We start from the raw sequence: 17,030 nt of genomic DNA, 5'->3' as shown, positions 1-17,030 counted from the left end.
CTGATCGAGAAGAGCCATGCTGCAACCAAAACGCACCAAGTTCCGCAAGCAGTTCAAGGGACGCATTTCCGGCGTCGCCAAGGGCGGCACGGATCTCAACTTCGGCCAGTTCGGCCTGAAGGCCCAGGAGCCCGAGCGCGTCACCGCGCGCCAGATCGAGGCGGCCCGCCGCGCGATCACGCGTGCCATGAAGCGTGTCGGCCGCGTCTGGATCCGCGTGTTCCCCGACGTGCCGGTCTCCAAGAAGCCGACCGAAGTCCGCATGGGCAAGGGCAAGGGTTCGCCCGAGTTCTGGGCGGCCAAGGTCAAGCCGGGCCGGATCATGTTCGAACTCGACGGCGTCTCCGAGGAGATCGCCCGCGAGGCGTTGCGCCTCGGCGCCGCCAAGCTGCCGATCAAGACCCGCTTCATCCAGCGCATCGGCGAGTGAGGGAGGACGAGATGAAGATCACCCAGCGTCAGTCCGACCTGAAGGCCATGAGCACGGACCAGCTCCAGGACGAGCTGCTCAAGCTGAAGAAGGAGCAGTTCAACCTGCGCTTCCAGAAGGCCACCGGGCAGCTCGAGAACACCGCGCGCGTCACCCAGGTGCGCAAGGACATCGCCCGCATCAAGACGCTGCAGCGGTCGAAGACCGTCGCCGCGAGCGCGTGAGGAGAGAATAATGCCTAAGCGCGTACTGCAGGGCGTCGTCGTCAGCGACAAGCAGAACAAAACTGTTGTGGTCAAGGTCGAGCGGCGGTATACGCACCCGCTCTTCAAGAAGACGGTGCGCCGCACGAAAAACTATCACGCCCATGACGAGGCGGGTGCGTTCAAGGTCGGCGATACGGTGTGGATCGAGGAGTCCAAGCCGATTTCCAAGCTGAAAAGCTGGGTCGTGCTCGACGACGCCCCCAAGGCGTGAGGCGAGACGGCTTCGCCCGGCCCCGAATCGCGGGGCAGGGCGGGGCACCGTAGGAAGCCGGACATGTTTCTCCGCAAAGGTGGCAACCACTTTTGCGGATCGTGTTTTGTTTGAGGCCAGGGGGCGATCGACCCCCGTCAGTCGTAGTCCCCGCCGGCGCTGAGGCCGGCGAGGAAACCGCGCTGATACACCAATTGGAAGGATCAAGGCCATGATCCAGGTGCAGACGAATCTCGACGTCGCCGACAATTCCGGCGCCCGTCGCGTGATGTGCATCAAGGTTCTCGGCGGGTCGAAGCGGAAATACGCCGGTGTCGGTGACATCATCGTCGTTTCGATCAAGGAAGCCATCCCGCGCGGCCGCGTGAAGAAGGGCGACGTCATGAAGGCGGTCGTCGTGCGCACCGCCAAGGACGTCAAGCGCGCCGACGGTTCGGTGATCCGCTTCGACCGCAATGCGGCGGTGCTGATCAACAACCAGAAGGAGCCGGTCGGCACCCGCATCTTCGGACCGGTTCCGCGCGAGCTTCGCGCCAAGAACCACATGAAGATCATCTCGCTGGCGCCGGAGGTGCTGTGATGGCTGCGAAGATCAAGAAGGGCGACAAGGTCGTCGTGCTCGCCGGCCGCGACAAGGGCAAGGCGGGCGAGGTGCTGCAGGTCCTGCCGAAGGACGGCCGCGCCGTCGTGCGCGGCGTCAACCTGGTGAAGCGCCACACCAAGCAGTCCCCGCAGTCCGAGGGCGGTATCATCAGCAAGGAAGCGACGATCGACCTGTCGAACATCGCCATCGCCGATCCGAAGGACGGCAAGGCGACCCGGGTCGGTTTCAAGGTGCTCGATGACGGCCGCAAGGTTCGTTTCGCCAAGCGTTCGGGGGATCTGATCGATGGCTGAGGCTCAAGGCGCCGCGCTCACGCCGCGCATGAAGAAGCATTACGAGGACGTCGTGCGTCCCGCGATGATCAAGGAATTCGGCTACAAGAACGCCATGGAAGTGCCGACGATCGAGAAGATCGTCATCAACATGGGCGTCGGCGAGGCGACGGCGGACCGCAAGAAGGTCGACAACGCCGCGGGCGATCTCGCCCTCATCGCCGGCCAGAAGCCGGTCATCACCAAGTCCCGCCTCGCCATCGCCGGCTTCAAGCTGCGCGAGAACATGCCGGTGGGCTGCAAGGTCACCCTGCGCAAGACCAAGATGTTCGAGTTCGTCGACCGGCTCGTCACCATCGCCTTGCCGCGGGTGCGCGACTTCCGGGGCCTCAACCCGAAGTCGTTCGACGGGCGCGGCAATTTCGCGCTCGGGATCAAGGAGCACATCGTGTTCCCCGAGATCAACTACGACAAGGTCGACCAGGTCCTGGGCATGGACGTGATCGTCTGCACGACTGCGAAGTCGGACGACGAGGCGCGCTCCCTGCTCAAGCACTTCAACTTCCCGTTCCGGCAGTGAACTGAAACGTTCAGACGCGGAAACCAGGAGAGATCGATGGCTAAGAAAAGCTCCGTCGAGAACAACGAGCGCCGCAGGAAGCTGGTGAAGAAATTCGCCGGCCGCCGGGCTCGCCTTCTCGCGATCGCCAATGACGACAACCAGCCCATGGACGAGCGCTTCCTCGCCCGCCTGAAGCTGGCCGAACTGCCGCGCAACTCGGCGAAGATCCGCATCCGCAATCGCTGCGAGGTGACGGGCCGTCCGCGCGCTTTCTATCGCAAGCTCAAGATGTCGCGTGTCGCGCTGCGTGAGCTCGGCAACAAGGGGCTGGTTCCCGGCCTCGTGAAGTCGAGCTGGTAAGGAGGACTGGACAATGGCGATCATTGATCCGCTCGGCGACATGCTGACCCGCATCCGCAATGCGCAGATGCGCCGCAAGTCGCGCGTTTCCACCCCCGGCTCGAAGCTGCGCGCCCGCGTGCTCGACGTGCTCCAGTCCGAGGGCTACATCCGCGGCTACAGCCAGACCGAGTTCGGCAACGGCCGGACCGAGTTCGACATCGAGCTGAAATATCACGAGGGCCAACCGGTCATCCGGTCGATCTCGCGTGTTTCGAAGCCCGGCCGCCGCGTCTATTCGTCGGTCGAGACCATGCCGCGCGTGGCCGACGGCCTCGGCGTGACCATCGTCTCGACGCCGCGTGGCGTGATGGCCGATCATGTGGCCCGCGAGCAGAACGTGGGCGGCGAAGTGCTCTGCAAGGTCTTCTGACCTTCCAGGCGCCCCGCTCATCTTCAGGAGAAATCCAAATGTCTCGTATCGGTAAGAAGCCGGTTTCGGTTCCCGCGGGCGTCACCGCCTCGGTCACCGGCCAGCTCGTCAAGATCAAGGGCTCGAAGGGCGAGCTCTCCTTCGAGGTGCCCGAGGACGTCTCGGTCGCCATGGAGAACGGCGCGATCTCGGTTCAGCCGCGCTCGCAGTCGAAGCGCGCCCGCGCGCTCTGGGGCACTTCGCGCGCCCGCATCAACAACCTCGTCGTCGGCACCACCTCAGGCTTCGAGAAGCGCCTCGAGATCAATGGCGTCGGCTACAAGGCCGCCGTCGCCGGCAAGGTGCTGAAGCTGTCGCTCGGCTACAGCCACGACATCGACTACGACATCCCGGCCGGCGTCGCGATCACGACGCCGAAGCCGACGGAGATCGTCGTCGCCGGCATCGACAAGCAGGTCGTCGGCCAGACCGCCGCGGAGATCCGCGATTATCGCGGCCCCGAGCCCTACAAGGGCAAGGGCGTCAAATACGCCGGCGAGTTCATCTTCCGCAAGGAAGGCAAGAAGAAGTAAGGACGCCAGCCATGAGCAAGCAGAACGATGTGACTGCGCGCCGCAAGGCCCGCGTCCGCCGCGCGGTCAAGGCGGTCGCCAACGGCCGCCCGCGCCTCTCGGTGCACCGCACCGGCAAGCAGATCTACGCCCAGGTCATCGACGACGTGAAGGGGGTCACCCTGGCTTCGGCCTCGTCGCTCGACAAGGACGTGCGCGCCACGATCAAGTCCGGCGCCAATGTCGAGGCTGCCGGCCAGATCGGCAAGATCGTCGCCGAGCGCGCGGTCAAGGCCGGCGTGACGGAAGTGGTCTTCGACCGCGGCCCGTACATGTACCATGGCCGCGTCAAGGCGCTGGCCGATGCGGCCCGCGAGGGCGGGCTGAGCTTCTGACGATTATCGGGTTTCGCCCGGCCCGGCGTTCAGCGCCGGCCGGGCGGCATCCGTTTTCAAGGCTTCCCCGCGCAATGAGGCACGGGGGCAGGCTCGAGCGAGCGGCGGGGTTCGATCCTCGTCCGCGCAAGTAAGAGGACCAACATGGCTAGAGAGCCGCGTGAGCGTCGGGACAGCGAAGAGCGCGATTCCGAATTCGTGGACAAGCTCGTCCACATCAACCGCGTCGCCAAGGTGGTGAAGGGCGGGCGTCGCTTCGGCTTCGCCGCGCTCGTCGTCGTCGGCGACCAGAAGGGCCGCGTCGGCTTCGGCCACGGCAAGGCCCGCGAGGTGCCCGAGGCGATCCGCAAGGCGACGGAAGCCGCCAAGCGCGGCCTCGTCCGCATCCCGCTGCGCGAGGGCCGCACCCTCCATCACGACGTGCACGGCCGCCACGGCGCCGGCAGGGTCGTGCTGCGCGCGGCGCCCGCCGGTACCGGCATCATCGCCGGCGGCCCGATGCGCGCCGTGTTCGAGGCGGTCGGCATGCAGGACGTCGTGTCGAAGTCGCTCGGCTCCTCCAACCCGTACAACCTCGTGCGCGCCACCTTCGACGCGCTGAAGAACGAGGACAGCCCGCGCTCGGTCGCGGCCCGTCGCTCGCTCAAGGTTTCGGCCCTGCAGACCCGTCGCCGCGATGCCGGCACGGATGCGGCCGCGGAAGCGTGAGGAGGGCGTCATGGCAAAGGCTGAGAAGACCCTCACCGTCGAGCAGATCGGCTCCCCGATCCGCCGCGACGCCACCCAGCGCCAGACCCTGATCGGTCTCGGCCTGAACAAGATCCGCCGCCGCTCGACCCTCCAGGACACCCCCTCGGTGCGTGGCATGGTCGAGAAGGTCAAGCACCTCGTGCGCGTCGTCGACGCGAAGTGAGGAGGGCGACACCATGAAACTCAACGAGATTCGTGACAACGAAGGCGCTCTGAAGCAGCGCATCCGCGTCGGCCGCGGCATCGGCTCCGGCAAGGGCAAGACCGGCGGGCGCGGCGTGAAGGGCCAGACCTCGCGCGCCGGCGTCGCCATCAACGGCTTCGAAGGCGGCCAGATGCCGCTCTATCGCCGCCTGCCCAAGCGCGGCTTCAACAACCTGTTCGGCAAGGACCTCAACGAGGTGAACCTCGGCCGGATCCAGCAGGCGGTGGAAGCCGGCAAGCTCGACGCCAAGGGCGCGGTCACCGTCGAGGCGCTGGTCGCCGCCGGCGTCATCACCCGCCAGGCCAAGGACGGCGTCAAGATCCTCGGCAATGGCGAGCTCAAGACGAAGCTTTCCTTCGAGGTCGCGGGCGCGTCCAAATCGGCCGTCGCCGCGATCGAGAAGGCCGGCGGTTCGGTCAAGATCCTGGCTGCCGCTTCACAGGCGTGATCTCAACGCCTACATGACCTTTGCGAGCGGCGGCCGGGCCTAGCGCCCTGGCCGCCGTTCGCCTGTTTGAAGACGCTCTCAAGGACCGGACGCGATGGCATCGGCGGCTGAACAGCTAGCGGCAAACCTCAATTTCGGGGCTTTCGCCAAGGCGGACGAACTCAAGAAGCGAATCTGGTTCACGCTGGGGGCGCTCGTCATCTACCGGCTCGGGACCTATATCCCGCTGCCCGGCATGAACCCGGAGGCGGTGGCCGACCTGTTCCGCCAGACCCAGTCGGGCATGCTCGGCATGTTCAACATGTTCTCGGGCGGCGCGGTCGGGCGCATGGCGATCTTCGCGCTGGCGATCATGCCCTACATCTCGGCCTCGATCATCGTGCAGCTCCTGTCGAGCGTGGTGCCGACCTTCGAGACGCTGAAGAAGGAAGGCGAGCAGGGCCGCAAGATCCTGAACCAGTACACGCGCTACCTCACGCTGGTGCTGGCGGTGTTCCAGGCCTATGCCATCGCGGTCGGCCTGCAGGGCTCGGGCAACCTCGTGCTGGAGCCGGGGCCGTTCTTCCTGCTCTCGACCACGATCACGCTGACCGGCGGCACGATGTTCCTGCTCTGGCTCGGCGAGCAGATCACCAGCCGCGGCATCGGCAACGGCGTCTCGATCATCATCTTCGCCGGCATCATCGCCGAATTCCCGGCGCAGCTCGCCCAGACCTTCGAGCTCGGCCGGCAGGGCGCGATCTCGACCGGGCTCCTGCTCGGCGTCTTGGTGATGGCGATCTGCGTCATCGCCTTCTGCGTGTTCATGGAGCGCGCGCAGCGGCGCCTCCTGATCAACTATCCGAAGCGCCAGGTCGGCAACCGCATGTATGAGGGGCAGACCTCGTTCCTGCCGCTGAAGCTCAACACCTCGGGCGTGATCCCGCCGATCTTCGCCTCATCGCTCTTGCTCCTGCCGACGACGGTCGCGAGCTTCTCGCAAGCCTCGGGCGGCACCGGGATCATGTCGCTGATCGCGACCTATCTCGCCCATGGCCGGCCGCTGTTCATGGTGCTCTACGCGCTCCTGATCATCTTCTTCACCTTCTTCTACACCGCGATCGTGTTCAATCCGGTGGAGACGGCGGACAACCTCAAGAAGCATGGCGGCTTCATGCCGGGCATCCGCCCCGGCGAACGGACCGCCGAGCATATCGACCGCATCCTGACGCGCATCACCGTCATCGGCGCAGCATATTTGACGATTGTGTGCCTTATCCCCGAGATCATGATCACCTATGCTCAGGTTCCGATCATCCTGCTGGGCGGCACCTCGCTGCTCATCGTGGTGTCGGTGACGATGGACACGGTGGCACAGGTCCACGGGCATCTGCTGGCCCATCAGTACGAGGGGCTGGTCAAGAAGGCGAAGCTGAGAGGAGCGCGAAGGTAAGATGCGTTTGATTTTCCTGGGGCCGCCGGGGGCGGGCAAGGGCACTCAGGCGGCGCGCATCGTCGCGAAGCACGGCATTCCGCAACTCTCGACCGGCGACATGCTGCGCGCGGCGGTGGCCGCTGGCACAGCCGTGGGCCTGAAGGCCAAGGCGGTGATGGAGGCTGGAGGGCTGGTCTCGGACGAAATCGTCATCGGCATCGTCGCCGACCGCATCGAGGAACCGGACGCGAAGAAGGGCTTCATCCTCGACGGCTTCCCGCGCACGCTGGCGCAGGCGCAGGCGCTCGACCGCATGCTCGAAGGCAAGGGGCTGAAGCTCGATGCCGTGCTGGAGCTCAGGGTCGACCAGTCGAAGCTCCTCGACCGGATCGTGCGCCGCGCCGAGGAGGCCAAGGCGGCAGGCCAGCCGGTGCGCAAGGACGACGATCCGGAGGTCTTCAAGACAAGGCTTCATGCCTATAATCGCGATACGGCGGTGGTCGCGCCCTTCTACGAGAAGCGCGGGCAGCTCACCGCGATCGACGGCATGCAGCCGATCGACGGTGTTTCGCAGGCGATCACCGATGCGCTTTCGGCGGCGGCGCGGGGCTGACGCAGCCGCTCGGTATTCCAGATCGCGCGGGAATACCCTCTCCTTCCGGGAGAGGGGGTCCCCGCGCTCTACGCCGTCTTGGCATGTTTCTTGGTTGCGACGGGTTGACTCGCCCGGCCCAACCCGTTAACGACCCGCCATCCGGTTTCATGGGAGCGATGCCGTTGCCTTCGCGAGAAGGGACGACGTCGCGCTATCGCATGGGACCGTTCGACACCCTGCATGGGCCGGCCTCCACCGGACGCTAGGGTTCTTTCCCCCGCCGGGGCACTATGGGGTGCTTCGGCCGACATGGAGACGAGAGCATGGCTCGTATCGCGGGCGTCAACATTCCCACCGGCAAGCGCGTCGTCATCGGCCTGCAGTATATCCACGGCATCGGCTCGGCCAAGGCCCAGGAGATCTGCGACAAGGTCGGCATCGCCGCCGAGCGCCGCGTCAACCAGCTGACCGACGCCGAAGTGCTCCAGATCCGTGAGGCGATCGACCGCGACTATCTCGTCGAGGGCGATCTGCGCCGCGAGGTCTCGATGAACATCAAGCGCCTGATGGACCTCGGCTGCTATCGCGGCCTGCGCCATCGCCGCTCGCTGCCGGTGCGCGGCCAGCGCACCCACACCAACGCCCGCACCCGCAAGGGCAAGGCGAAGCCGATCGCCGGCAAGAAGAAGTGATTTCGGGGCGGTAGGCGGCAGGCAGCAGGCAGTCGTTTCCGATTGCCGATCGCCGATCGGCCTACAGCCCTTTCTCCCCAGCGCCTGGCATGACGGGCGCGCCTGAAGGATGAAAGACCAGATATGGCCAAGGAAGCCCAGCGCGTCCGCCGTCGCGAACGCAAGAACATCGTCTCCGGCGTCGCGCATGTGAACGCCTCGTTCAACAACACCATGATCACCATCACCGACGCGCAGGGCAACACGATCTCCTGGTCGTCGGCCGGCACGATGGGCTTCAAGGGCTCGCGCAAGTCGACCCCCTATGCCGCGCAGGTCGCCGCCGAGGATGCCGCCCGCAAGGCCGCCGAGCATGGCATGCGCACGCTGGAGGTCGAGGTGACGGGGCCGGGCTCGGGCCGCGAATCGGCGCTGCGCGCGCTCCAGGCCGCGGGCTTCACTGTGACCTCGATCCGCGACGTCACGCCGATCCCGCACAATGGCTGCCGGCCGCGCAAGCGCCGTCGCGTCTGACGCGAAGACCCTAGCTAGAAAGAGGCGCCCGCAAGGGCGGGCGCCTGTCCGGGGCGGCGGTTGCCGCCAGATGAATTCAGCACCGGGAGTGCGGTCGTGATCAGCAAGAACTGGCAGGATCTTTCCAAGCCGAACAAGCTCGAAGTCAAGCTCGGGGACGACCCGAAGCGCCAGGCGACCGTGGTCGCGCGCCCGCTCGAGCGCGGCTTCGGCATGACGCTCGGCAACGCGCTGCGCCGCGTGCTGCTCTCCTCGCTCCAGGGCGCGGCCGTGACCGCCGTGCAGATCGACGGCGTGCTGCACGAGTTCTCGTCGATCCCGGGCGTCCGCGAGGACGTGACCGACATCGTCCTCAACATCAAGGCCGTCGCGGTCAAGATGCAGGGCGAGGGGCCCAAGCGCATGACGCTGCGCAAGTCCGGCCCGGGCAGCGTCACCGCCGGCGACATCAACACCATCGGCGACGTGGCGATCCTCAACCCCGACCTCGTGCTGTGCACGCTGGACGACGGGGCCGAGATCCGCATGGAGTTCACGGTCAACACCGGCAAGGGCTATGTCCCGGCCGAGCAGAACCGGCCCGAGGACGCGCCGATCGGCCTGATCCCGGTCGACAGCCTGTATTCGCCGGTCAAGAAGGTCTCCTATCGCGTCGAGAACACCCGCGAGGGCCAGAACCTCGACAAGGACGCGCTGACGCTGGCGATCGAGACCAACGGCTCGGTCAGCCCTGAGGACGCGCTGGCGCTTGCCGCCCGCATCCTGCAGGACCAGCTCGCCGTCTTCATCACCTTCGAGGAGCCGCGCAAGGAAGAGGCCGTCTCGACCGCGCCGCAGCTTCCCTTCAACCCGGCGCTGCTCAAGAAGGTCGACGAGCTCGAGCTTTCGGTGCGCTCGGCCAACTGCCTCAAGAACGACAACATCGTCTATATCGGCGACCTCATCCAGAAGTCCGAAGGCGAGATGCTGCGCACCCCGAACTTCGGCCGCAAGTCGCTGAACGAGATCAAGGAAGTGCTCGCCACCATGGGCCTGCACCTGGGCATGGACGTCCAGGGCTGGCCGCCGGAGAACATCGAGGAGCTCGCGAAGCGCTTCGAGGAGCATTACTGAGTTCGGTTAGATAGTTCATGGGCGCGGGAGGCATCCCGCGCCGACCCCGCCCGGCTCGTGCGAGCCGGAGTATAACGACCGGTCGTACCGTGGCACGGCGACCGGAAAATCACAGGAGAGCCAAATGCGTCACGGTTTCCGCGGTCGCCGTTTCAACCGCTCGGCCGAGCATCGCCAGGCGATGTTCGCCAACATGGCTCAGGCCCTGATCAAGCACGAGCAGATCACCACCACCCTGCCGAAGGCGAAGGATCTGCGCCCGGTCGTCGAGAAGCTCGTCACGCTCGGCAAGCGCGGCGACCTGCATGCCCGCCGCCAGGCGATCGCCCGGATCAAGGACGTCGAGCTCGTCGGCAAGCTCTTCGCCGTGCTCGGGCCGCGCTACAAGGAGCGCAACGGCGGCTATCTGCGCATCATGAAGGCGGGCTTCCGCTTCGGCGACAACGCCCCGCTCGCGATCATCGAGTTCGTCGACCGCGACGTCGAGGCCAAGGGCAAGGATTCCGGCCCGGTCTTCACGGCGGAAGACGAGGCGGCCTGACCGGCCCGACGGACCGGGAGTTTTTTTTAAGAAGGCGGCCGCGAGGCCGCTTTTTTCATGCCCGACGCGCTGCGTGCGGATTTCGCCGGTGCGATGCGTCTTTTGACCGCTTGTGCATTGCCGGCATGGAATTTAAGCGAATGCCTGCGTTTTAGCTTCTCAGGACGGATTGCATCATGTCGAACGATTCCCTTCTCGACCATGCGCTCGTGCGGCTCGACGCCGCCGCCAAGCATCTCAATGTCGATTCCGATGTGATCGAGAAGCTGAAATTCGCCCGAGAGACGACCCAGGTCCGGCTGATGATCCGGATGGACGACGGCTCGCGCAAATCCTTCCTCGCCTGGCGCTGCCGCTATGACGACACGCGCGGGCCGACCAAGGGCGGCATCCGCTACCATCCCTCCTCGACGGTCGACGAGGTCGAGACGCTGGCCTTCTGGATGACCTTCAAATGCGCCGTGATGAACCTGCCCTATGGCGGGGGCAAGGGCGCCGTGCAGGTCGATCCGCGCCAGCTCTCGAAGGCGGAGCTCGAGCGGCTGTCGCGGGCCTATATCCAGGCCTTCGCGCGTACGATCGGCCCCGATCGCGATATCCCGGCACCGGATGTCTACACCAATGCGATGATCATGGGCTGGATGGCCGATGAATATGCCCAGATCGTCGGCCAGGCCGTGCCGGCGGTGATCACCGGCAAGCCGATCGCGCTCGGCGGCTCGCTCGGCCGCAACGACGCCACCGCCCGCGGCGGCTATTACCTCGTGCGGCATCTGCGCGCCGATCTCGGCCTCGGCGACAGGATGCGGGTGGCGATCCAGGGCTTCGGCAATGCCGGCCAGTTCATCGCCAGACTTCTGGCGGAAGACGGGCACAGCATCGTCGCCGTATCGGATTCGACCGGCGCCGTCGCCTGCGAGGAGGGGCTCGACGTGGCGCGGCTCGTCGCCGCCAAGGAGAGCGGGCAGGCCGTCGCGGCGACCGCCGGCGAGGGCGGCCATCGCCGGATCGACGCCGACGATCTCGTCGGCGTCGATTGCGAGCTCCTGGTGCCGGCGGCGCTGGAGAACATGATCCATGCGGGCAATGCCGGCAGCGTCAAGGCGCGCGTCGTGCTCGAGCTGGCGAACGGCCCGGTGACGACGGAGGCGGATCAACTGCTCGAGGCGCGCGGCATCACCGTGCTGCCCGATATCCTGGCCAATGCCGGCGGCGTCACCGTCTCCTATTTCGAATGGGTGCAGAACCGGCAGGGCTTCTACTGGATGCTGCCGGAGATCCATGAGCGCCTGCGCGAGATCATGGAACGCGAGGGCCGCGCGATCTGGAGCGTGGCGCAGGATAAGGGCATCGCGATGCGCACCGCGGCCTATGTCCACGCGCTGCGGCGCCTGGCCGAGGCGATCGAGGCGCACGGCACCCAGAGCTTCTTCGCGACCTGAGCGGCCGGCGCTTCGCAAAGCTGACGAGGAGTGAGGGCGGCCGGCATGGTCGCCCTTTCGATTCCGGTGGCTGACGCCGGTTTGCCGTGGGGCGCGATCGTGCTGGTTTCAGGCCGGTGGCCCGGCGAGCTCGCCGGCGAGGTCGAGAAGGACGTCGAGCGGTTGGACCTGGAGGTCCTCTTCGGGCGTGACGCCGTAGAGGCCGAAGATGAAGGTCGTGGTCTCGTCGCGCTCGGAGATGCCCATCGCCCAGCCGGGGAAGGAACGCGCGGCGATCGGCTGCTCGCAGAGCAGCTTGAGCCCCGCATGGCGCGGGTCCGCCCCGATCCGACCATAGGTCTCCGCCACCGCCTCGCGCGCCCCTTCGAGCACCTGCGCGAAGGCTGAATCCGTTGCCAGCAGGAAGCCGGTGATGCCGTTGCGCTCGTTGAGGCGCCGCGCGCTCGCCAGAATCCTGTCCAGCTCTTCGCTGCGACAGGTATCGACGAGCCGGCTCTCGCTGGCGTACACAAGCCGAATCAGGCTCATCCTGCTCTTCCTATCCGGCGCTGAAAGGCCATATCGGGGTGAGGCATGCCGCTGCGGGAACAGCAGCGCTTTGCAGCGGGTTGGCGGGTGAACGCGCCTGAACGGGTAACGCCGCTCCGGCGCCTTTGTTTCTGAACGAGGACGAGCATGATCCAGCGCCCCTCAAGCTTCCGGAAGATCCTGGCCGCGACGGCGCTCGCCGGTGCCCTGACAGTAGCTGCCGCGCCGTGGCCGGCGCTCGGTCAGGCGCGCCAGGTCCCCGAGACGCGCGAGCAGATGACGCTCTCCTTCGCGCCGCTGGTGAAGCAGACGGCGGCGGCGGTGGTCAACGTCTATGGCGCGCGCGTCGAGAAGCGCCCACAGAACCCCTTCATGGACGATCCGTTCTTTCGCCGCTTCTTCGGCGATGGCGGCTTCGGCGTGCCGCGCGAGCGGGTCCAGCGTTCGCTCGGCTCCGGCGTCATCGTCGATGCCGCGGGCGGGCTCGTGGTGACGAACAACCACGTCATCGAGAACATGAGCGAGGTGAAGGTCGCCTTCGCCGACAAGCGCGAGGTCGAGGCCACGATCCTGCTGCGCGATCCGCGCACCGACCTTGCCGTGCTCAAGCTCGCCGATGCGAAGAACCTGACCGCGATCGCGCTCGCCGACACCGACGAGCTCCAGGTCGGCGACATCGTGCTCGCCATGGGCAATCCCTTCGGCGTCGGACAGACCGTGACGCAGGGCATCGTCTCGGCGCTTGCGCGCACGCAGATCGGCGTCGGCGACGCGCAGTCCTTCATCCAGACGGATGCTGCGATCAACCCCGGCAATTCGGGCGGTGCGCTGATCGACATGAAGGGCCGCGTCGTCGGCATCAACACAGCGATCTATTCGCGCTCGGGCGGCAGCGTCGGCATCGGCTTCGCGATCCCTTCGGCGATGGTGCGCCTCGTCGTCGACAGCGCCAGGGCTGGCGCCAAGACGGTGAGGCGGCCATGGTTCGGGGCGCGGCTGCAGGCCCTGACGGCGGATGTCGCCGACGGGCTCGGGCTCGACCGGCCGGCGGGCTCGGTCGTCGCCAGCGTCGTCGACAAGGGGCCGGCCGAACAGGCGGGCCTGCGTCGCTCGGACGTCATCCTCTCGGTCGACGGCGTCGCGACCGACGATCCGGAATCCTTCGGCTACCGCTACGCCACAAGGCCGATCGGCGGCACGACGGTGCTCACCGTGCTGCGCGCCGGAAAGCGCATCCCGGTTTCCGTGAAGCTCGTCGCCGCGCCCGAGTCGCGGCCCCGCGACCTCATCAAGCTCACGAGCCGCTCGCCGCTCGCCGGGCTGACGGTCGGCAACATGTCGCCGGCGCTGGCCGAGGAGCTTTCGGTCGAGACCGGCAGCGAGGGCGTCGTCGTCAGCGAGGTCGAGGAGGGCAGCACCGCCGCCAATGTCGGCTTCCAGAAGGGCGACCTGATCAAGGCGCTGAACGGCGAGCCGATGACGAACTCGCGCGAGGTCGAGGCGATGCTGAAGGAGCGCAGGCGCGCCTGGGAGGTGACGATCACCCGCAACGGCCAGACCATCACCTCGGTCTTCCCGGGGTGAGCGACCTGTTCTCAGCCTCCGGCCTCGACAAGTCCGGCCCCCGGCCGCTCGCCGACCGGCTGCGTCCGACGACGCTTGCCGAGGTCGCAGGCCAGGAGCACCTGACCGGGCCGGACGGGGCGCTGACGCGCCTGCTGGCCTCGGGCACGATCGGCAGCCTGATCTTCTGGGGGCCGCCCGGCACCGGCAAGACCACCGTGGCGCGGCTCCTCGCCGGGCTGGTCGATCTCGGCTTCGAGCAGATCAGCGCGATCTTCTCCGGCGTCGCCGACCTCAAGAAGGTGTTCGAGGCGGCGCGCGGGCGCAGGCTCGGCGGCCGGGGCACGCTGCTCTTCGTCGACGAGATCCACCGCTTCAACCGCGCCCAGCTCGATGCCTTCCTGCCGGTGATGGAGGACGGCACGATCACGCTGATCGGCGCGACCACCGAAAACCCGTCCTTCGCGCTCAACGCGGCGCTGCTCTCGCGCGCCCGCGTGCTGACCTTCAAGGCGCTGGACGAGGGCTCGCTCCTCTTCCTGCTCGGCCGGGCCGAGGTGCTGGAGAACCGCGAGCTGCCGCTGACGCCGGAGGCGCGGCTGGCGCTCGCGCGCTTCGCCGATGGCGACGGGCGCGCCGTGCTGACGCTGGCCGAGGAAATCTGGCGGGCGGCGAAGCCCGGCGAGGTGCTCGACGAGCACGGCCTCTCGGAGGTGATCCAGCGCCGGGCGCCGATCTACGACAAGGCGCAGGACGGCCACTACAACCTGATCTCGGCGCTCCACAAGACGATCCGCGGCTCCGATCCGGACGCGGCGCTGTATTATTTCGCGCGCATGCTCGATGCCGGCGAGGATCCGCGCTTCCTGGCGCGGCGGCTGGTGCGCATGGCGGTTGAGGATATCGGGCTCGCCGATCCGCAGGCCCTGCTGCATGCGCGTGCGGCGGCCGAGACCTATGAGCAGCTCGGCACGCCCGAAGGGGAACTGGCGCTGGCAAATTGCGTGATCTATCTGGCGACGGCGCCGAAATCGAACGCGGCCTACACCGCCTACAAGGCGGCGGCGCGGGTGGCGAAGGAGCGCGGCTCGCTGATGCCGCCCAAGACCATCCTCAACGCCCCGACGAGGCTGATGCGCGAGGAGGGCTACGGCGCCGACTACGCCTATGACCACGATGCGCCGGACGCCTTCTCCGGGCAGAACTACTGGCCCGACGTGCTCGGCCGGCAGCGCTTCTACGATCCGCCCGAGCGCGGCTTCGAGCGCGAGATCCGCAAGCGGCTGGAGTATTGGGAGCGGCTGCGGCAGGAGCGGGGGGATTAGGGATGTTCTTGCTGGCGCGCCTGTTCCTGATCGTTCCCTCGCTGATCGCCGGCTGGTTCGTCGCGGAGGACGATGTCGCCTATTGGGTCGTGGCCTTCGCCATCGCGCTCGTCTTCGTCGTGCTGACCATCGCCTTCGAGCTTTATGTGCGCCCGCGGCTGCGGCGCTGACGCGGCCATGAGCTTCCGCGGTTTTCGTTTGTGCAAGGCTGCGGCAGGCTCTATGCCACGGCGATGATCTCCACAGCTCTCGTCTTCGTCGGGGCCGGCATCGGCGGCGTCCTGCGCCATGGCGTCAATGCCGTCTCGCCGCGCTGGTTCGGCATGGACTTCCCCCATGGGACCCTGGCCGTCAACATCCTCGGCTCGGCCCTGATGGGGCTCGTCGCCGGCTGGTTCGCCTTCCGCGCCGGGGAAGACGTGCCGCAGGGCCTGCGCCTCTTCCTGGCCACCGGCGTGCTCGGCGGCTTCACCACCTTTTCCGCCTTCTCGCTCGACGCCGTGCTGCTCTGGGAGCGTGGCGCCGTGATGCCGGCCGCAGCCTATGTGATCGGCTCGGTCGCGCTGTCGCTGGCGGGGCTCGTCGGCGGGCTTGCTGTGATGCGGAGCCTGTCATGAAGACGGGTGGAAAAGGCACCGGGGGCAAGAGCACGGGGGGCAAGAGCACCGGGGGCAAGAGCACCGGGGGCAAGCGGCCAAGCCACGACGCCCGGCGCCGGGCGGCGGCCCGGCCTGCCGCGGGCGGCGCATCGCGCCCAGCGCACCAGCCGGCCGGAGCGCCCCGGCCGACCCGTGCCGAGGTCAAGGCCGAAACCGCGCAGGTGCTCGCGACCGGGGTGCAGCAGCTCGTGGTGACGCCGGACGAGGACGGGATGCGGATCGACCGCTTCCTCGAGGCGCGCTTTCCCCAGCTCTCCTTCAGCCATATCCAGCGCATCGTGCGGACGGGCGAATTGCGCGTCGAGGGCAAGCGCGCCGACAGCAAGGACCGGCTCGCGGCCGGGCAGAGCGTGCGCATTCCGCCGCTGAAGCTGGAGAGCCAGGCCGAGCGCCCACGCTCGGCCAAGGCCGATGCCGATACGATCGGCTTCCTGCGTTCGATCACGCTCTACGAGGACGACGACGTCATGGTCCTCGACAAGCCGGCGGGGCTCGCCGTCCAGGGCGGCTCCGGCACGACGCGCCATGTCGACGGCCTGCTCGCGGCGCTGACGAGCAAGGACGGGCAGAAGCCGCGCCTCGTCCACCGCCTCGACAAGGACACGGCCGGCTGCCTCGTCATCGCCAAGTCGCGCTTCGCGGCGGCGACGCTGGCCAAGACCTTCCGCTCGCGCGCGGCGCGCAAGGTCTACTGGGCGCTGGTCGCCGGTGTGCCGCGCGTCCGTCAGGGGCGGATCTCGACCTATCTCGCGCGCGAGGAAGCCTATGACGGCGACCAGCGCATGGCCGTCGCCCAGCATGGCGAGGACGGCGCGATGCATGCGGTGACCTATTACGCCGTGGTCGAGACGGCGGCGCAGAAACTCGCCTGGGTCTCGCTGAAGCCGGTGACCGGGCGCACGCATCAACTGCGGGCGCACGCTGCCCATATCGGCCATCCGATCGTCGGCGATCCGAAATATTTCAATATCCAGAACTGGGAATTGCCCGGCGGCATCCAGAACAAGCTGCATCTCTTGGCGCGGCGGATCGTGCTGCCGCATCCGCGCGGCAAGGGCGTCATCGACGTCAGCGCGCCGTTGCCGCCGCATATGCGCCAGAGCTGGAACCTGCTCGGCTTCGACGACGCGCCCTATGACCCGATCGTCGAGGCGCCGGACGCCTGATCCCCGCCTGTCG

At 67.3% G+C, this 17,030-nt stretch carries 26 protein-coding genes; 25 read left to right on the top strand and 1 reads right to left on the bottom strand.

Translation table 11 applies throughout. From position 1 onward, the window contains the following. Positions 1 to 16 precede the first annotated feature (16 nt). From rplP to M9917_RS20930, 20 genes are all read left to right on the top strand, one after another. Positions 17 to 430: a 50S ribosomal protein L16 gene (gene rplP, locus M9917_RS21025; protein WP_297256962.1), complete on the top strand. Its 414-nt coding sequence runs from the start codon at positions 17 to 19 to the stop codon at positions 428 to 430. Positions 431 to 441: 11 nt separating this feature from the next. Beyond that, a complete protein-coding gene (rpmC, locus tag M9917_RS21020) occupies positions 442 to 654 on the top strand; it encodes a 50S ribosomal protein L29 (protein ID WP_297256961.1) in 213 nt (70 codons plus the stop codon). Positions 655 to 664: 10 nt separating this feature from the next. Further along, positions 665 to 907, top strand: coding sequence for a 30S ribosomal protein S17 (gene rpsQ / locus M9917_RS21015; RefSeq protein ID WP_297256960.1), 243 nt, complete (start codon positions 665 to 667; stop codon positions 905 to 907). 211 nt (positions 908 to 1,118) lie between these two features. Continuing rightward, the gene (gene rplN / locus M9917_RS21010; RefSeq protein WP_055730187.1) at positions 1,119 to 1,487 is read left to right on the top strand and encodes a 50S ribosomal protein L14; all 369 of its coding nucleotides are present in this window, start codon (positions 1,119 to 1,121) and stop codon (positions 1,485 to 1,487) included. Further along, positions 1,487 to 1,804: a 50S ribosomal protein L24 gene (gene rplX, locus M9917_RS21005; protein ID WP_047582043.1), complete on the top strand. Its 318-nt coding sequence runs from the start codon at positions 1,487 to 1,489 to the stop codon at positions 1,802 to 1,804. The genes rplN and rplX overlap by 1 nt, the downstream gene beginning before the upstream one ends. Then, positions 1,797 to 2,363 carry a 50S ribosomal protein L5 gene (rplE, locus tag M9917_RS21000; protein WP_297256959.1) on the top strand — a complete coding sequence of 189 codons (567 nt, stop codon included), beginning with the start codon at positions 1,797 to 1,799 and terminating at the stop codon, positions 2,361 to 2,363. Before rplX ends, rplE begins: the two co-directional genes overlap by 8 nt. Positions 2,364 to 2,399: 36 nt before the next feature. Further along, positions 2,400 to 2,705 carry a 30S ribosomal protein S14 gene (rpsN, locus tag M9917_RS20995; protein WP_199085556.1) on the top strand — a complete coding sequence of 102 codons (306 nt, stop codon included), beginning with the start codon at positions 2,400 to 2,402 and terminating at the stop codon, positions 2,703 to 2,705. A gap of 13 nt (positions 2,706 to 2,718) precedes the next feature. After that, positions 2,719 to 3,117, top strand: coding sequence for a 30S ribosomal protein S8 (gene rpsH / locus M9917_RS20990; RefSeq protein ID WP_047582049.1), 399 nt, complete (start codon positions 2,719 to 2,721; stop codon positions 3,115 to 3,117). Between the two features lie 38 nt (positions 3,118 to 3,155). Further along, entirely contained in the window at positions 3,156 to 3,689 is a 534-nt protein-coding gene (gene rplF, locus M9917_RS20985) for a 50S ribosomal protein L6 (RefSeq protein ID WP_297256958.1), read from the top strand. An 11-nt stretch (positions 3,690 to 3,700) separates the two neighbouring features. After that, complete coding sequence (gene rplR / locus M9917_RS20980) at positions 3,701 to 4,063, top strand: 50S ribosomal protein L18 (protein ID WP_297256957.1); 363 nt, start codon at positions 3,701 to 3,703, stop codon at positions 4,061 to 4,063. Between the two features lie 144 nt (positions 4,064 to 4,207). Continuing rightward, the gene (gene rpsE / locus M9917_RS20975) at positions 4,208 to 4,771 is read left to right on the top strand and encodes a 30S ribosomal protein S5 (protein WP_297256956.1); all 564 of its coding nucleotides are present in this window, start codon (positions 4,208 to 4,210) and stop codon (positions 4,769 to 4,771) included. Between the two features lie 10 nt (positions 4,772 to 4,781). Beyond that, positions 4,782 to 4,976 carry a 50S ribosomal protein L30 gene (rpmD, locus tag M9917_RS20970; RefSeq protein WP_297256955.1) on the top strand — a complete coding sequence of 65 codons (195 nt, stop codon included), beginning with the start codon at positions 4,782 to 4,784 and terminating at the stop codon, positions 4,974 to 4,976. 13 nt (positions 4,977 to 4,989) lie between these two features. After that, positions 4,990 to 5,466, top strand: a complete 477-nt coding sequence (rplO, locus tag M9917_RS20965) for a 50S ribosomal protein L15 (protein ID WP_297256954.1) — start codon at positions 4,990 to 4,992, stop codon at positions 5,464 to 5,466. A 94-nt stretch (positions 5,467 to 5,560) separates the two neighbouring features. Continuing rightward, on the top strand, positions 5,561 to 6,898 hold the full coding sequence (secY, locus tag M9917_RS20960; protein ID WP_297256953.1) for a preprotein translocase subunit SecY: 1,338 nt from the start codon (positions 5,561 to 5,563) through the stop codon (positions 6,896 to 6,898). A gap of 1 nt (position 6,899) precedes the next feature. Continuing rightward, the gene (locus M9917_RS20955; protein WP_297256952.1) at positions 6,900 to 7,493 is read left to right on the top strand and encodes an adenylate kinase; all 594 of its coding nucleotides are present in this window, start codon (positions 6,900 to 6,902) and stop codon (positions 7,491 to 7,493) included. 305 nt (positions 7,494 to 7,798) lie between these two features. Next, positions 7,799 to 8,167, top strand: a complete 369-nt coding sequence (gene rpsM, locus M9917_RS20950; RefSeq protein WP_297256951.1) for a 30S ribosomal protein S13 — start codon at positions 7,799 to 7,801, stop codon at positions 8,165 to 8,167. A 123-nt stretch (positions 8,168 to 8,290) separates the two neighbouring features. Further along, complete coding sequence (gene rpsK, locus M9917_RS20945; RefSeq protein ID WP_043237079.1) at positions 8,291 to 8,680, top strand: 30S ribosomal protein S11; 390 nt, start codon at positions 8,291 to 8,293, stop codon at positions 8,678 to 8,680. 96 nt (positions 8,681 to 8,776) lie between these two features. Further along, positions 8,777 to 9,793, top strand: coding sequence for a DNA-directed RNA polymerase subunit alpha (locus M9917_RS20940; RefSeq protein ID WP_297256950.1), 1,017 nt, complete (start codon positions 8,777 to 8,779; stop codon positions 9,791 to 9,793). 124 nt (positions 9,794 to 9,917) lie between these two features. Continuing rightward, positions 9,918 to 10,334 carry a 50S ribosomal protein L17 gene (gene rplQ / locus M9917_RS20935; RefSeq protein WP_297256949.1) on the top strand — a complete coding sequence of 139 codons (417 nt, stop codon included), beginning with the start codon at positions 9,918 to 9,920 and terminating at the stop codon, positions 10,332 to 10,334. Positions 10,335 to 10,510: 176 nt separating this feature from the next. Continuing rightward, positions 10,511 to 11,776 (top strand): Glu/Leu/Phe/Val family dehydrogenase, encoded by a 1,266-nt coding sequence (locus tag M9917_RS20930; protein WP_297256948.1) that lies wholly within the window; start codon positions 10,511 to 10,513, stop codon positions 11,774 to 11,776. 108 nt (positions 11,777 to 11,884) lie between these two features. Here the strand turns inward: M9917_RS20930 and M9917_RS20925 are convergent, their stop codons facing one another. After that, complete coding sequence (locus M9917_RS20925; RefSeq protein ID WP_297256947.1) at positions 11,885 to 12,304, bottom strand: BLUF domain-containing protein; 420 nt, start codon at positions 12,302 to 12,304, stop codon at positions 11,885 to 11,887. Between the two features lie 147 nt (positions 12,305 to 12,451). Between M9917_RS20925 and M9917_RS20920 the strand changes: the two genes are divergently transcribed. The 5 genes from M9917_RS20920 (at position 12,452) to M9917_RS20900 (ending at position 17,017) form a co-directional block, all read left to right on the top strand. Beyond that, the gene (locus M9917_RS20920) at positions 12,452 to 13,888 is read left to right on the top strand and encodes a Do family serine endopeptidase (RefSeq protein ID WP_297256946.1); all 1,437 of its coding nucleotides are present in this window, start codon (positions 12,452 to 12,454) and stop codon (positions 13,886 to 13,888) included. Beyond that, entirely contained in the window at positions 13,885 to 15,192 is a 1,308-nt protein-coding gene (locus M9917_RS20915) for a replication-associated recombination protein A (protein WP_297256945.1), read from the top strand. The genes M9917_RS20920 and M9917_RS20915 overlap by 4 nt, the downstream gene beginning before the upstream one ends. Before the next feature lie 2 nt (positions 15,193 to 15,194). Further along, entirely contained in the window at positions 15,195 to 15,362 is a 168-nt protein-coding gene (locus M9917_RS20910) for a hypothetical protein (RefSeq protein WP_297256944.1), read from the top strand. 63 nt (positions 15,363 to 15,425) lie between these two features. Next, entirely contained in the window at positions 15,426 to 15,809 is a 384-nt protein-coding gene (gene crcB, locus M9917_RS20905) for a fluoride efflux transporter CrcB (RefSeq protein ID WP_297256943.1), read from the top strand. Then, positions 15,806 to 17,017: an RluA family pseudouridine synthase gene (locus M9917_RS20900; protein WP_297256942.1), complete on the top strand. Its 1,212-nt coding sequence runs from the start codon at positions 15,806 to 15,808 to the stop codon at positions 17,015 to 17,017. The genes crcB and M9917_RS20900 overlap by 4 nt, the downstream gene beginning before the upstream one ends. Positions 17,018 to 17,030: the final 13 nt, after the last annotated feature.

Source organism: Bosea sp. (in: a-proteobacteria) (genome assembly GCF_023953965.1).
Classification (GTDB): Bacteria; Pseudomonadota; Alphaproteobacteria; order Rhizobiales; family Beijerinckiaceae; genus Allobosea.
This window is presented reverse-complemented; position numbering and strand designations above follow the sequence as displayed.